12 protein-coding genes and 1 tRNA gene are annotated in these 14,786 nt (G+C 44.4%); 6 read left to right on the forward strand and 7 right to left on the reverse strand.

What is annotated here, in order from left to right; translation table 11 throughout:
• The first annotated feature begins 11 nt into the window (after nt 1–11).
• On the forward strand, nt 12–266 hold the full coding sequence (locus IDJ76_RS02335) for a hypothetical protein (protein ID WP_191160330.1): 255 nt from the start codon (nt 12–14) through the stop codon (nt 264–266).
• Between the two features lie 44 nt (nt 267–310).
• Here IDJ76_RS02335 and IDJ76_RS02340 read toward each other — a convergent pair whose 3' ends face one another.
• The 4 genes from IDJ76_RS02340 to IDJ76_RS02355 are packed head-to-tail and all read right to left on the reverse strand — an operon-like array spanning nt 311 to nt 2,826.
• Entirely contained in the window at nt 311–721 is a 411-nt protein-coding gene (locus IDJ76_RS02340; RefSeq protein ID WP_224746158.1) for a DUF6691 family protein, read from the reverse strand.
• Entirely contained in the window at nt 718–1,278 is a 561-nt protein-coding gene (locus IDJ76_RS02345; protein ID WP_191160334.1) for a YeeE/YedE family protein, read from the reverse strand. Before IDJ76_RS02345 ends, IDJ76_RS02340 begins: the two co-directional genes overlap by 4 nt.
• A gap of 23 nt (nt 1,279–1,301) precedes the next feature.
• Nucleotides 1,302–1,745 (reverse strand): DsrE family protein, encoded by a 444-nt coding sequence (locus IDJ76_RS02350; protein WP_191160336.1) that lies wholly within the window; start codon nt 1,743–1,745, stop codon nt 1,302–1,304.
• 34 nt (nt 1,746–1,779) lie between these two features.
• Nucleotides 1,780–2,826: a c-type cytochrome gene (locus tag IDJ76_RS02355; RefSeq protein WP_191160338.1), complete on the reverse strand. Its 1,047-nt coding sequence runs from the start codon at nt 2,824–2,826 to the stop codon at nt 1,780–1,782.
• A gap of 186 nt (nt 2,827–3,012) precedes the next feature.
• On the opposite strand from IDJ76_RS02355, the gene IDJ76_RS02360 reads away from it, so the two are divergent.
• Entirely contained in the window at nt 3,013–4,644 is a 1,632-nt protein-coding gene (locus IDJ76_RS02360; RefSeq protein WP_191160341.1) for a L,D-transpeptidase family protein, read from the forward strand.
• A 90-nt stretch (nt 4,645–4,734) separates the two neighbouring features.
• On the opposite strand, the gene IDJ76_RS02365 is transcribed toward IDJ76_RS02360, so the two are convergent.
• Nucleotides 4,735–5,499: an SDR family NAD(P)-dependent oxidoreductase gene (locus IDJ76_RS02365; RefSeq protein WP_191160343.1), complete on the reverse strand. Its 765-nt coding sequence runs from the start codon at nt 5,497–5,499 to the stop codon at nt 4,735–4,737.
• Between the two features lie 247 nt (nt 5,500–5,746).
• On the opposite strand from IDJ76_RS02365, the gene IDJ76_RS02370 reads away from it, so the two are divergent.
• From IDJ76_RS02370 to IDJ76_RS02385, 4 genes are all read left to right on the forward strand, one after another.
• Nucleotides 5,747–7,240: a rhomboid family intramembrane serine protease gene (locus tag IDJ76_RS02370; protein WP_191160345.1), complete on the forward strand. Its 1,494-nt coding sequence runs from the start codon at nt 5,747–5,749 to the stop codon at nt 7,238–7,240.
• A 478-nt stretch (nt 7,241–7,718) separates the two neighbouring features.
• Nucleotides 7,719–8,438 (forward strand): ImuA family protein, encoded by a 720-nt coding sequence (locus tag IDJ76_RS02375; RefSeq protein WP_191160347.1) that lies wholly within the window; start codon nt 7,719–7,721, stop codon nt 8,436–8,438.
• 3 nt (nt 8,439–8,441) lie between these two features.
• Nucleotides 8,442–9,938 (forward strand): Y-family DNA polymerase, encoded by a 1,497-nt coding sequence (locus IDJ76_RS02380; RefSeq protein ID WP_191160349.1) that lies wholly within the window; start codon nt 8,442–8,444, stop codon nt 9,936–9,938.
• The gene (locus tag IDJ76_RS02385; RefSeq protein ID WP_191160351.1) at nt 9,938–13,135 is read left to right on the forward strand and encodes an error-prone DNA polymerase; all 3,198 of its coding nucleotides are present in this window, start codon (nt 9,938–9,940) and stop codon (nt 13,133–13,135) included. Before IDJ76_RS02380 ends, IDJ76_RS02385 begins: the two co-directional genes overlap by 1 nt.
• Nucleotides 13,136–13,321: 186 nt before the next feature.
• Here the strand turns inward: IDJ76_RS02385 and IDJ76_RS02390 are convergent.
• Both IDJ76_RS02390 and IDJ76_RS02395 read right to left on the reverse strand, forming a co-directional pair.
• Nucleotides 13,322–13,395 (reverse strand) — tRNA-Pro (locus IDJ76_RS02390).
• 281 nt (nt 13,396–13,676) lie between these two features.
• Nucleotides 13,677–14,786, reverse strand: a complete 1,110-nt coding sequence (locus IDJ76_RS02395; RefSeq protein WP_191160352.1) for an efflux RND transporter periplasmic adaptor subunit — start codon at nt 14,784–14,786, stop codon at nt 13,677–13,679.

The raw sequence follows: 14,786 nt of genomic DNA on the forward strand, positions 1-14,786 counted from the left end.
CCATAAGCACCATGAAGAGCAACACATTTGAAAATATATTCGACGCTTACCAGTTAGTAGGCGGCGCAAAAATAAAAAGCAAAAAACACGACGAGGTTTATGAACTTGGAGCCTATGACGGCAATAAGCGTGGCTACACGCTTTACGCTTTTGAAGACGGTGTAAGGTTTGAAGATTTCAGTGTTATCATTTCAGAGAATGAATTGATGAATAACTACCTGATAGAAAAAACAAAGATGCCGTTAATTCAAAGGTTGGCTGCATAAATAAAAACGGGCGTTCATATTCTGGAAGCCCGTTTTTATATCGATCAATGGGGCAGCTTTTCTCGCAGTAAACCATATACCCAAGTGCCCGCAATTGCGCTCAGCAAGGTGGCAATTATCACCAGGTAGCCGCTTCCTATCAATGCGAATAAAGGCCCGGGGCATGCACCGGTAATGGCCCATCCGAAGCCAAATATCAACCCGCCATAAACATTACCCCAGTTGAACTTTTTATCGGGTATGACTATAGGCTCCTGATGAATCGTTTTTAAACCGAACCGTTTAATGATCTGGATAGAAATAATGCCCACTACAATGGCACTGCCTATTACACCATACATGTGAAAGGCCTGGAAACGAAACATCTCTTGTATGCGAAACCAGGAGATCACCTCCGCCTTAACGATTACAATTCCAAACAGCATGCCCAGTAGGCTGAATTTTATATTTTTCATAGCTGCACCAAGTAAGGTAAAATAAACCAGGTCATGATAAAGCCGCCAACCATAAAACAACAGGTAGCCACTAAAGACGGCCATTGCAAATTAGATATGCCCATAATAGCATGTCCCGAAGTACAACCCCCTGCATAGCGGGTGCCAAAACCTACCAAAAAACCGCCAACTATGATGAACACAAAGCCCTTTAGTGTAAACAGCTGACTAAAACTGAATACATCTTGCGGTAGCAATCCGTTAAAATCTTTAACGCCTTCTTGTTTGAGTAAGGCAACTGTATCCGGGTTAATATTAACGGCGCCGGGCACCGACAAAAAATAGGTGGCAATAAAGCCCCCAGCAATAATGCCTAATGCAAAAAATAAGTTCCAGCTTTCCTTTTTCCAATCGTATTTAAAGAAAGCAATATTGGCGGGGATATAGGCAGCGCACACCTGGCGCAGCGTTGATGAGATGCCGAAAGTTTTATTACCCATTAACAATAACGCCGGGACGATCAGCCCGATCAGTGGGCCGGCCACATACCAGGGCCAGGGTTGTTTGATAAAGTCCATTTTTATTTATCTAACAGATTAAACTATGGGTGCACTGCTGCCCAGCCTTCCTGCTGGCGTATAATGATCTCGCCGTTACCGCTCGGTACGTAATTAATGAACGGGAATAAAGTAGCTGTATCAATTTGGCGCTCTCTGATCGTATTATTGCATTGCGATAGTATCACCCCCTTTTTTTGTAAGGCCAGCAAAGTTTCTTCATAAGGGTTTTCCTTCATAAATGTGGCTGTGCCGTCACCAAAAACCACCAGTTCCAATTCTATCTTGCCTTTCAGGCGGGCATCATCCATAGCATTATCCATATTACGTAGAGTGGCTTTAATTTTTGCAGGGTCGTTACTGTTCAGGTAATAAATGGCTTTGTAATGGGCCTTGGTTGCTTCGGCCCCTTTGAAATTTTGCGCCATAACAGGCTTGATCAGTAACAGGGCAATAATTACCAGCGTAAATTTGAATAGCTTTTTCATGGTTTGTGTTTGTTTATATTCTTTTATTAGTCAGTTATTTTTGAGCGTTTTTAATAGGTTTAAACGGGCCAAGCTTATGCTGCTTTTCGCTAAAAGTATCTATATATGGCCCAAACGGAAAGTCGATAGGTTTTTTCATCAGGTCGGGCCAATCCCTTTGCTGGTCTTTATGCGGGCGGGGTTGCGTGTTTACAAAGGCAGCAACATTCCAGGCTTCCTCATTTGTTAGTTGTGGGTTTTGATAAGTAGCACCCAACGGCATGTTATTTTTTACAAACCCCGCAAAATTCCCCAACCGGTACATGCCCGCACCATCGTTATAACTATTTTTACCCCATAACGGGGGATAGGTGTAAGTGATTTGATCGGTAGCATGCACACCTTCTCCTTTTTCCCCGTGGCAGCTTTGGCATTTTGCTGCAAAAATTATTTTCCCCTTAGCCGGGTCTGCCGCTTCATCCAAAAAAGGTAGCTTTTCGGTAGCATTACCAAACATTTCCTGCCCTTTTTTAACATCGCGGCCCAACCATTTCATATAAGATAGTATGGCCTGCACTTCTTTGCCTGCCGTATCCGGCACTTTACCGGCAAGGCTGCGTTCAAAACATTCAGCAATCCTTTCGGCGGGTTTCGCCATCCTGCCACTGCGGTTACTCAGTTTGGGGTAGCCGGAAATAAAGCTTGCAAAGTTATTCCCGAATAGCTTAGTGCCGGCATCAAGGTGGCAGTTTTGGCAATTCATACCGTTGGTAATTTGTGCGACGCTACCTTTTGGCCCAAAATATTGAGCAGTATGGGCCAAAAGTTCGCGGCCATATTTAATGGTTTCACCCGCTTTACCCTTTGGTATGGTATTTTCACCAGGCGCCTTCCAGGCATTTACAGAGGTTAGACGCGGCGTAGCGTCTAAAGAGTTTGCATTTGTTGGCTTAATTCCGGCTGCTATCTTGCCCGGATTACTATTAAAAGGATGAAGTAGTGATACGATGAGTATACTGATACAAGCAGCAATGATTAGTGCGATATATATCATATAACGCATTTTCCTTTTTGCATCTTTTTCTCCTTCTTTACCACTCATCCAATCCTGTTCGTGTTGGTTTTAAAATTATGTGAATATAGCCGTATTTTTTGATCGATATAAAGTAATTCAATAACCAAAGCATGCCCGTTTACGTAAATTCATATTTTTAAATAAATAAACATAACTGGTGGTAACGCTATTAGATCGCCTTGGTTCGCAATAATAAAACTATCTTAGCCTGTCATGAATATTAACCGTTACAGATCGATCATATCGTTGTTATTTGTAGTTGCCCTATTTATTTGCGCATGTAACCAGGAAGCTAAAAAGCCTGCGCGCAAAAAAGCTAAAAAACATTGGGATAACACCATTCCCGGCAGTTTTAGTCAGCAGGTTGATCTGAAACTGGATAGTAACCAGGTAGATAGCTTCTTTACACATTATCCGGATCTGAAAGCATACGGTGATCAGGTGAAGAGCTTTTATCGCAACAGGCAGTTTGCTTACGCCTGGTATGAAAACGGGCAGGTGATAGAACAAGCAAATAACCTGGCTAACCGGGTAATGAACCTGGAGAACGATGGTGTTTATAAACAGATCCCCTATAAAAAAACGCTTGATTCGCTATTGAATGGTGCGGGTGCTAAATCAAAATCGACAAAACCTGATCTGACGCTCGACCTGATGCTAACCTCGCAGTATTTTGCCTTTGCTAAGATGGTTTATGATGGCGAAGATGCATCAGTTAGTAAAGCTAACGGCTGGAATGTGCCCCGAAAAAAAGTGAATTATAACCAGTATCTGGATAGTTTGTTAAAAAAGCCCGCAAAGCAACAGGCTGATGAACCGGTTTACCGTCAGTATGATTTGCTGAAGAGCTTCCTGAAAAAATACCGCGCTTTAGATACTGCCGAAAAATGGTTGCCCATTACCACAAAAAAGCTAAAGACAGGGGATAGCAGCCTGGCTGTTAAACAGGTAAAACGCCGGTTATACTTGCTGGAGGATTATAAGGGCGACACCCTAAGTAGTAAATACGATACAAGTTTAAAAGCTGCCGTAAAGATCTTTCAGCGCAGAAACGGGCTTGCCGCAAGCGGTGCGGTTGATGCCGGTACATTGGCAGCTATGAACGTTCCGCTTAAAACGCGCATTATGCAAATACTTGTGAATATGGAGCGCAGCCGTTGGTTGCCGGTTACCATAAGCGGCGATTACCTGGCGGTAAACATCCCGGAGTTTCAGCTGCATGTATACCATGCCGATAGCCTTTTATGGAATTGTAATGTAGTGGTGGGCCAAACCACACACCCAACAACCATATTTTCTGGCGATATCAAATATGTTGTTTTTAGTCCTTATTGGAATGTGCCGCCAAGTATTGTACGCAATGAGGTTCTGCCCGGCATCAAACGCAATAGTAATTATTTAAGCGCCCACCGTATGGAAATAACCAGTAAGGAAGATGGTTTGCCGGTGGTAAGGCAAAAACCAGGTGAAGCAAATTCATTGGGACTGGTTAAATTCCTGTTCCCTAACAGTTATAATATTTACCTGCATGATACCCCTTCAAAATCATTGTTCGGCGAAACCTCAAGGGCCTTTAGTCATGGTTGTATCCGTGTGCTCGAACCGGCTAAACTGGCTAATTTCCTTTTAGCCGATAGCGCCAAATGGAGCCCCGCAACGATAAAAAAGGCGATGCATGCGGGTAAAGAGCAATATATCACCCTAAAGAAAAAGGTGCCGGTATTTATTGCTTATTTTACCGCATTTACAGACAGGGATAACCGTTTGAATTTCCGAAAGGATATTTATAACCTGGATGACCGCCTGGCCGCCACGCTGATATCCGGGCAGATTGCAGCAAAGTAATCGTAACTCCGGTAATAAAAAGAGGCTGGTCATAATCTATGACACAGCCTTTTTTATTAAGTTTAGCTAAAGCCCTTTAACGCTAACGCTTTATAAACTCATTCCCCCCGCAACTTCAATTCGTTGCCCGTTAATCCATCCGGCATCTTCTGTACATAAAAATGCAACAACTCCGCCAATGTCATCCGGCAAACCCACACGGCCTAATGCGGTAATACTTGCTATGTGTGCATTAATTTCTTTATTATCTCTTGTGCGGCCGCCACCAAAATCGGTTTCAATTGCACCGGGCGCTACAACGTTAGCTGCTATGCGCCTTGGGCCTAATTCTTTTGCCAAAAACCGGGTAAGCACTTCAACAGCACCCTTCATAGATCCATAAGCCGATGAACCGGGAAATGACACCCGCGCAAGCCCTGACGAGATATTAATTATCCGGCCACCATCGTTAATAAACGGCAACGATTTTTGGGTCAGGAAAAATACACCCTTGTAATGAATATTTAAAGCCGTATCAAATTGCTCTTCAGTAGTTTCGGCAAAAGGCGCATAAAGGGCCGTTCCTGCATTGTTGATCAGGAAATCGAAATTGGTGCTGCCATTTTGCTCATTTAAATATCCGGTAACCTGTTTCAAAAAGCCATCGAACGATTTGATATTACCGGCATCTAACTGAAAGGTAATCGCTTTTTGCCCCATAGCCAGAATCTCTGCCACCACCTTATCTGCCTCTTCTTTATTGGTGTTATAAGTAAGCACCACATCTATGCCTTTTTTGGCCAGGCTGATAGCCATATTCCTGCCTAAACCGCGGCTACCGCCGGTTACCAATGCTATTTTATTTTTGATGCTCATTTTATATAATTATAGATAGTTGTCAACTTAACCAACAGATGTTAGGGCTGGATGTTTTGTGTTAATTAATGGTGTATTACACTGGCCCAAATGCTGTAAATAAAAGTAATAATTGCATAGGAGGTATTTGTTTTTAGTGTAGTAATAGCAATATCAGCTACAGAATAAGCTATAGGGCATATTAGAATAGTTTTTATTTATACGTATGTTTTGTAATATATTTAGCAAACCAATACTATCATAATTAATGGCTATAGGATTTACACCAAAACACATTGAGAATTTACCGCTTGACGACCTTAACCAACAGCAATTTATTGTACTTGCTATTGAAGCTATAGAAACGTTGAAGTGGCGGGTTGATTATGTAAGCCCTAACGGAATTATTGCCTATACAAATAAAGGGATCTTTGCTACTAACGCTGCTATTGAAATAAAGATAACAGATGGATATGCAATATTAAAAAGCGAATCAACAGGTTCTGAAATGTTCGACCTCGGTAAAAATAAAAAGTTTATCCGCGCGTTCATATCCGTTTTTAACGAGCTAAAATTGAGCCTATCGTTAGAAGAGATAGAAAGCCGCTATAATGAATTGTGCGAAACTTTTTTGCCTGAAGAGGAAGATATCCTGAACATGCCGCCGCCTACTACTACGGATAAGATAAAGAACTTATTTTCTATTTTCCGGCCAACACACGGTTATTATATAACCCCGCTTCTCATCAATATAAATATTGCAATCTTTTTGATGATGTTGTTGGCAGGGGTTAACATATTAACGCCCGATAATACCAGTCTGATTAGCTGGGGGGCGAATTTTAGGCCGATAACTTTAGATGGTCAATGGTGGCGTTTGGTAACAAATTGCTTTTTACATATTGGTATATTGCATTTGATATTTAATATGTACGCTTTAGTTTACATTGGTATATTATTAGAGCCATATCTTGGTAGCAAGCGTTTTGTTGCAGCTTATTTGTTAATCGGCATTGTAGCCAGTACTACCAGTTTGGCATGGCATCAGCTTACTATAAGTGCCGGCGCTTCGGGTGCTATATTTGGTTTATATGGTGTTTTCCTGGCTTTGCTTACTACCAACCTAATTGATAAAAAATCACGTAAACCACTACTTACAAGTATAGGTGTATTTGTTGTGTTTAACTTATTAAATGGCTTTAAGGCAGGTATTGATAATGCCGCGCATGTGGGAGGGTTATTAAGCGGTATCGTTATTGGTTATGCTTTTATACCGAGCCTAAAAAGTACAGACTATGATAATATTGAGGATATAGAAAATAAGTCTGTTGCTATCTCATCAATAGTGATTTTGGTTGCTGTTTACTTTGCCTTGGCCCACATACCTAATGATTTGGGTAAATATGACGCCAGTATGCAAACTTTCGTAAAAACAGAAACGAAGGCACTTAACATACTTACGGATACGGCCAGCAGGAACAAATATCGTATAGCCTATGAAATAAAATACAAAGGTGTGCCGTATTGGGAAGAGAACTTAAAATTGCTTGACGAAGCAGATAAACTGAATATACCCTATCGGTTTCATCATCGTAATGCACAGTTAAAGGCTTATTGTTTGTTACGGATAGAAACCTATAATTTGATTTATAAAAGCATTGACGAAAAAACCTTCAAATATCAGGCGCAGATTATAGCCAATAATGATCGAATCTTACAAATGATTACCGAGCTACGTGAACATGAAAAAGAAGGTGAATAATTGAGATATTGCGTTAAGAAATTAATTATAAAAAAATGTTCAACTGATGAAATTTACGCTATCCTTATTCTCATTATTGTAGCACTTGTTAGCCGACCACATCAGGATGCAAAAGTGCTAACCCACAAACTGGTCAGTGCAGAAACTAAGGAAATTTATAACAAATTAGTAAAAATCATGCGGGACATTCATGCAAATCCGAAATTGGCCGGTAATGAAAACACTAAGTAAAAAACAAGATGCCTTTCTCTGGAATATATTAGTCGCGATACACCCTGCCGCCGCAAGTTTCCCCTTTTTTAATTCGCTACTCCTCCGGTAGTGTGGCAAGCTAAATGCATCACTTTGCTTGATTAAAGGCCGAATACTAATGAGGTTGTTTAACAGCTTCTACTGTTAGCTACCCTATGCAAATTATTTATTAACAATCTGTGAATGCTAATATTTTTAGCATTATGTTTGTAATTGTTTTTAGCATATGGAAAACAGGCAACAGGTCATTGGCAAATTGAGGCAGGATTTACTGCACTGGGAAGGTTATAAACCACCAGTATCTGGCCGTTATGAACAATTGGGCCTTGGTGCTTTAGAGCATGTTTTCCCCAACGGTGTATTTCCTAAAAACTGTATCCATGAATTGGTGTGCGCTTCCATAGAGCAGGCTGCCGCATCCGGCGGCTTTGTAAGCGCAGTCTTATCTTTATTGATACAAACAGGTGGTGTTTGTGTTTGGATAGGGCGTGCCCGGCGTTTATATGCACCGGCATTGGCTGCTTTTGGTGTGGCACCGCACCAGGTTATCTTTATCACTTTACATAAAGACAAGGATGCGCTTTGGGTTATGGAAGAAGCACTGAAATGTACGGGGCTCACTGCTGTGGTTTGTGAGCTGCGGGAAATGGATTTCAAACAATCGCGTCGTTTTCAGCTGGCGGTCGAAAGTAGCCGGGTGACGGGTTTTGTATTACGAAATGCTACGGATAAGTTAAGCTCAACGGCATGTGCGGCAAGATGGCAGATAAAGTCTTTACCGAGTACGGAACTGGATGGGTTACCCGGCCTGGGCTTTTTGCGCTGGCAGGTAGATTTGCTAAAAGTACGTAATGGCCATACAGGGAGCTGGCAACTGGAGTGGCAGGATGGGTGTTTCGTTCCAGTTAAAGAGCTCATCATTAATGAAGAAAGGCAGGTAGGTTGAGCGATGCAGAAACGTTTTATGGCTATTTGGTTTGGGCATTTGCTGACAGACGGGCTGGCGCGGCGGCGGCCGGAATTAAAAGATGTGCCGTTTGTATTGGTGGCACCGGTCAAGAATAAAATTATTATTACCGCTGCCAGCGCTGCTGCTGAAAAGGAAGGTGCTTTTACCGGGATGGCGGTGGCGGATGCAAGATCGGCTGTTCCGGACCTGTTGGCTATTGATGCCGTGTCCGGCCAGGCCGCTAATCTTTTACGGTTAATTGGTTTGGGCTGTATTCGTTACACCCCTATAGTTTCGCTTAACCTGCCGGATGGTTTGATGCTGGATATATCTGGTTGCGCGCATTTGTGGGGTGGCGAAAGGGAGTATCTAAAAGAAATTGTATTGAAATTAAGGGCAGCGGGTTTTGATGCCCGGGCCGCTATTGCCGATACGGTAGGAGCAGCGTGGGCAGTGGCCCGGTATGCGGCCCGCCGACCTATTATTGGCTCGGGTGAGCAAGCATCGGCGATTGCCGGTTTGCCGCCGGCGGCTTTACGCTTACCGCCGGAGATTTTAGAAAAACTGCAAAAATTAGGTTTTCGGAATATCGGCCCGCTACTGGATATTGCCCCGCAAAGCCTGCGCCGCCGTTTTGGTACCAACTTACTCTTACGTATCGACCAGGCATTGGGCCGCGTTGATGAATATCCCGAAGCCTTGGTACCACCAGTTCCCTACACCGAACGGTTGCCCTCCTTAGAGCCTATACGGACTGTGCCGGGCATTGAGATCGCTATTGAAAAATTACTGGAAATGCTTTGCCTGCGCCTGCAATCAGATGGTTTGGGTATCCGTAAAGCTATTTTAAAATGCCACCGTATTGATGGGCGTAAAGTGCAGGTTGGTATCACAACAACCAAAGGGTCGCATAGCGTTAGCCACCTGTTACGGCTGTTCAGGCTGCAAATTGATAAGATAGAACCAGCGCTCGGGATTGAGCTATTTATAATGGAAGCCACGCGTACCGAAGAAATGGATGTGGTGCAGGAGCAGCTTTGGGCCGAAGCTAAAGGATTGGGTGATACCTCGCTTGCCGAATTACTTGACCGTATTGCCGGTAAGGTTGGTGCTAATGTCATTCAACGATTTTTACCGGCAGAAAGCCATTGGCCCGAACGCTCGATTAAACTGGCCGTTTCGTTAGACGAACAGCCGCAAACAGCTTGGTCGGCGTTACCACGCCCTATTCGTTTATTAAACCAACCCGAAACTATTGAAGTAATGGCCTTGGTGCCCGATCATCCACCCAAACTTTTTGTACATAAAGGTAAACGGCATACGATTGCCAAAGCCGACGGCCCCGAACGTATAGGGCGGGAGTGGTGGCAGGATAGCGGCCAGCACAGGGATTATTATATAGTTGAAGACAGCGAAGGCTGCCGCTATTGGGTGTTCCGTTCAGGGCATTATGATGGCGGCGATGCGCAATGGTATTTACATGGATATTTTGCCTGATGGAATACGCCGAGTTACAAGTCACCTCTAACTTTAGTTTTCTGCGCGGCGGCTCGCACCCCCATGAACTGGCAGATCAGGCAGCGGCATTAGGGTATTTTGCTATCGCCATAACCGACCGTAATTCTTTTGCCGGAATTGTGCGTGCCCATATGGCCGCTAAAGCTGCTGGGATTCAGTTTATACCGGCCTGCCGTTTAGACTTGGTGGATGGGACAAGTTTACTGGCGTATCCTACCAATATTACAGCTTACGGGCGTTTATCCGCTTTATTAACTTTGGGTAATCTGCGGGCAGAAAAAGGAGAATGCAAACTTTACAAAAAAGATATCTATGAACATGCAAAGGATGTGCTGTTTATTGCTGTGCCGCCAGAAAAATTAAACAGCAAATTTGAATTTGACGCCGAATTTCTAAATGATTTAGATGAATATAAGGCACATTTTGGGCGGGCCTTATACGTTTCCGCTTCTTTTAATTACCAGGGCCAGGATGCCAAACGGTTGTTTAGACTGATGGAAACGGGCGTGCCTTTAGTGGCTACCGGTGATGTGCATTATCACCAGCCCTCGTGCAGGGAATTACAGGATGTGCTTACTTGTATCCGCGAGAAATGTACCATTCATACTGCGGGCTTTCATTTGCATCCTAATGCCGAGCGCCATCTAAAAGAATTGGCCGAAATAGAACGTTTATTTATAAAATATCCGCAGGCAATTAACAATGCGAAAGCTATTGCCGGTTCCTGCACTTTTTCATTAGATGAACTCAAGTATCTGGAGCCTGAAGAAGTATTGGTAGAGGGCCTTACAACGCAACAACGGTTAACGCAACTGACCTGGGCAGGCGCGAAAGTCTGTTTTGGTGACCCGATCCCCCAAAAACAGCAGGAACAAATTGAATTTGAACTGGCCTTTATCGAAAAGCGCAAATTGGCCTGGTATTTCCTGCGGGTTTACCATTATACCCAAAAAGCAGAAGAGCTCGGTATCCTGCACCAGGGGCGGGGCTCGGCAGCAAATTCTACAGTTTGTTTTTGTTTAGGTATTACCGCCGTTAATCCGGCTAAATCACGTTTGCTGTTTTCCCGTTTTATGTCTGATGCGCGGGATGAATGGCCAGACATAGACGTGGATTTTGAGCATGAGCGGCGGGAAGAAATCATCCAGTTTATATATAATGATTACGGCCGTGACCGGGCGGCTATTGTAGCTACGGTGATGCAGGAACAGCACAAAGGCGCCATCCGCGATGTGGGTAAAGCCTTGGGCTTATCTGAAGATACCATAAAACGCATAGGGGGGACGATCTGGAGTTTTAGGGAAGAGGGTTTTGATGAAACCCGTTTGCGGGAGCAAGGTTTAAACCCTAAAGACCCACTGATCCTGAAAGTGTTGCAACTCGTGAGCCAGCTAATCGGCTTTCCACGGCAACTCGGTCAACATACTGGCGGCTTTGTTATTACCGAAGGCAAGCTGTCTGACCTTTGCCCGGTGATGAATGCTACGATGGAAAACCGTACGCAGGTAGAGTGGAATAAAGATGACCTGGAAGACCTCCGGATTTTGAAAGTGGATGTTTTGGGATTGGGTATGCTAACCATGATCCGTAAGGCTTTTGATCTGGTTTGGCAGCATTACGGCCGCAAACTTACTCTGGCTAATGTACCGCAGGATGATGTGCTTGTTTATGATATGATCTGCAAAGCGGATACCATCGGTGTGTTTCAAATAGAGAGCAGGGCGCAAATGTCCATGCTGCCACGCTTAAAACCCCGCTGTTTTTATGACCTGGTGATAGAGGTGGCTATTGTACGGCCCGGCCCGATACAGGGCGATATGGTGCACCCGTATTTACGGCGACGCGATGGGCTGGAAATACCGGAATATCCCAAACCTGAGCTGGAAGAAATCTTGAAACGGACAATGGGCGTCCCGCTATTTCAGGAGCAGGCAATGGAAATAGCCATTGTTGCGGCGGGATTCACGCCGGGTGAAGCTGATCAGCTGCGCCGAAGTATGGCCTCGTTTAAAGCCAATGGCAAGCTACATATGTATGAAAAGAAAATGGTTGATGGCATGATGGAGCGCGGTTATGAAGAAGACTTCTCACGGCGGGTGTTTAAGCAATTGCAGGGTTTTGAGGGCTATGGTTTCCCGGAAAGCCATGCGGCTTCGTTCGCGCTGTTAGTTTATATTTCCTCATGGCTCAAATGTCATTATCCGGATGCTTTTTGCGCCGCGCTGCTCAACAGCCAGCCTATGGGTTTTTATCAGCCCGCACAAATCGTCCAGGACGCCCGTAATCACCAGGTAAACATCTTACCTGCAGATGTTAATTATTCGGAGTGGGATAATACACTCGAACAAAAAGACGGTAAATATTACGCGGTCCGTTTAGGTTTCCGGCAGATCAAAGGGCTGCGGGAAGAGGACATGCTTACCTTGGTGACGATGCGCGATAAGGGTTATATTCATGTTGATCAACTTCGCTCGGTGGGCGTACCTGAAGCTGCCCTGGAAAAGTTAGCCGATGCTGACGCTTTCAGATCGATAGGTGCCGACCGCCGCACGGCCTTATGGGAGGTATCTGCTTTGGCCGACCGGCCTATTGGTTTGTTTGACGGACAAATTTCTGAAACGTTGCTGGAAGATACCGTACCCTTGCCGCTCATGACCCGTGGTGAGCATGTGGTACAGGATTATGTTTCTACCGGCCTTTCGTTGAAAGATCATCCGGTAAGCCTGGTACGCCCTCAATTAACCCGCTTACGGAACGTTCGCGTTAGTGACCTGGCTAATTATAAAGACGGCAGCTTTGTGCGCCTGGCCGGTCTTATCACCGTACGCCAACGCCCCGGCACCGCCAAAGGTGTATTATTTATGACGCTCGAAGACGAAACAGGTTCAGCCAACCTGGTAGTTTGGCAGCAGCTGTTTGATAAATATCGCAAAGAGATTGTGCAATCAAAACTCCTGATGGTAGCGGGGAAACTGCAAATTGCCAATGGGGTAACGCATTTGGTTGTGCGCCAATGTTTTAATATGAGCGTGTTACTGCGCAGCCTTACCCAAACCGACCTGCCACAAACCCTGATGCGTGGCGATGAAACTACCCAGCCCGTTAATTACGACGGGCGGTCGGGCCCGGCGGTTTCCGCAGAAGGCGCTTTTCATAAAGGCCGTAATTTTCATTGATCAGCCAGGTTATGTCTTAAAAGTATGACAGGCCTATCGTTATGAAATTCAGAATCCATGAATTTTCATAATGCATTTCAACGTACGCTTGCAGATTTCGATTTTTTAAATAAGGTAGAAATAACGCATAAAAAAACCCTCTAAACTTTCGATTCAGAGGGTTTTGATACTTGGTATCGCTTGTTGTCGGGATGGCAGGATTCGAACCTGCGGCCTCCACATCCCAAATGTGGCGCGATACCGGGCTACGCTACATCCCGTTCCCGATTGGGTTTGCAAAAGTAGGATTTTAAATCAACTTGCAAAACTTTTTTTAGAAGAAGTTTAACGTTATCCCATAACCCATTCATTTGCATGGTATTGAATTTCAATAATTTTTTACTGATAAAGGTTTGGTTGCAAAAAAAAGCTTTTTACGCATTGAAAAAGTAAAATATCTCAAAATGCAATACCAAAATTTAATGTGGATAAATATCGGAGCTACAAATAAAAAGCCTGCAATTGTTAGTTGCAGGCTTTAACATAAGTAGGGTAGGGTATCTTATTCGGCTTTGGCAGGGCCGGTTTTCACATCGCTGTTATCTCTTATTTCTTCGTTAGCAATTTTTATGATCTGGTCTCCTTCAGTTAGCGGGCCAAATACTTCGGTTTTATCATCGGCGGTACGGCCTGTTTTTACAGCCACCCAATGCGCCTTGTTACCCGTCACCTTTATTACGTAAACCCCTTGTGTAGAGTTTAGTACTGCCTTTGCAGGCACTATAAATGTGCCATCGGCGCCGCTAAAGGGGATATGTACTTCGGCAACCATACCGGGCAATAGCTTTTTATCGGTGTTGGTCACATCCATCTCGGTACGCTGTGAGCGTAAGCGTGCATCCAAGGCACCGGATAAGCGGGTAACTCTGGCCGTGAAATTTTGTCCCGGAAAGGCTTTAACCGTAAAGTTGACTTCGCTTTTGTTATTTAAAACGCCGGTGTAGCTTTCAGGTACGCTAACGGCAAGGCGCAGTTTCTTTTGCTCCTGCAGGGTAAATACGGGTAACTCAGAGCCTTTACCCGATGGGCCTACATATGCACCCATGCTTACGTTACGGGCGGTGATAATCCCGTCGAACGGGGCGCGGATCTGTAAATAGTTACGGTTATCACCCACTTCGCGCAAAGACGCGCGCGCTGATTGCAATTGCGCCAGGTCTGAATTTTGTTTGGCAAGTGCCAGGTCCAGCTCATTTGGCGATACAGTACCCGGCGTTTTGCTGGTTTGGAGTAAACGGTTATAAGTAGCCTTGCTGGATTGATATAGTGCCTCCTGTGATTGCAGTCGTGACTGGGCACCCGATAGCTGGGAATTAAATTCAGGGGCTTCCATGGTCGCCAGCAGGTCGCCCGCATGTACCTGTGAGCCGATATCAACATTCAGTTTTTTAATAAAACTGTTCACTTTGGCATAAAGGTCTACCTGTTGGTAAGCAACCAGTTCGCCCGGTATATCAACAGATGTACTCAACACCCCTTTTTTCAACGGCACTACTTCAAGTACTGGTGCTTCGTCCACTTCGGCTTTTTTTTCTTCTTTAGGGCCGCAGGCCTGCAGGGTAAACGCAAGCATTGCTATTTTTATAAAGTTTATTGCTGATGACTTATTCAT

This window comes from Mucilaginibacter glaciei (genome assembly GCF_014773245.1).
GTDB lineage: Bacteria > Bacteroidota > Bacteroidia > Sphingobacteriales > Sphingobacteriaceae > Mucilaginibacter > Mucilaginibacter glaciei.

What these genes read in the sequence shown, in the direction of transcription:
- IDJ76_RS02335 (WP_191160330.1), top strand. Translation starts at nt 12, where the DNA reads ATGAAGAGCAACACATTTGAAAATATATTCGACGCTTACCAGTTAGTA.
- IDJ76_RS02375 (WP_191160347.1), top strand. Translation starts at nt 7,719, where the DNA reads ATGGAAAACAGGCAACAGGTCATTGGCAAATTGAGGCAGGATTTACTG.
- IDJ76_RS02350 (WP_191160336.1), bottom strand. Translation starts at nt 1,745, where the DNA reads ATGAAAAAGCTATTCAAATTTACGCTGGTAATTATTGCCCTGTTACTG.
- IDJ76_RS02340 (WP_224746158.1), bottom strand. Translation starts at nt 721, where the DNA reads ATGAAAAATATAAAATTCAGCCTACTGGGCATGCTGTTTGGAATTGTA.
- IDJ76_RS02370 (WP_191160345.1), top strand. Translation starts at nt 5,747, where the DNA reads ATGGCTATAGGATTTACACCAAAACACATTGAGAATTTACCGCTTGAC.
- IDJ76_RS02380 (WP_191160349.1), top strand. Translation starts at nt 8,442, where the DNA reads ATGCAGAAACGTTTTATGGCTATTTGGTTTGGGCATTTGCTGACAGAC.
- IDJ76_RS02365 (WP_191160343.1), bottom strand. Translation starts at nt 5,499, where the DNA reads ATGAGCATCAAAAATAAAATAGCATTGGTAACCGGCGGTAGCCGCGGT.
- IDJ76_RS02385 (WP_191160351.1), top strand. Translation starts at nt 9,938, where the DNA reads ATGGAATACGCCGAGTTACAAGTCACCTCTAACTTTAGTTTTCTGCGC.
- IDJ76_RS02345 (WP_191160334.1), bottom strand. Translation starts at nt 1,278, where the DNA reads ATGGACTTTATCAAACAACCCTGGCCCTGGTATGTGGCCGGCCCACTG.
- IDJ76_RS02395 (WP_191160352.1), bottom strand. Translation starts at nt 14,786, where the DNA reads ATGAATAAGTCATCAGCAATAAACTTTATAAAAATAGCAATGCTTGCG.
- IDJ76_RS02360 (WP_191160341.1), top strand. Translation starts at nt 3,013, where the DNA reads ATGAATATTAACCGTTACAGATCGATCATATCGTTGTTATTTGTAGTT.
- IDJ76_RS02355 (WP_191160338.1), bottom strand. Translation starts at nt 2,826, where the DNA reads ATGAGTGGTAAAGAAGGAGAAAAAGATGCAAAAAGGAAAATGCGTTAT.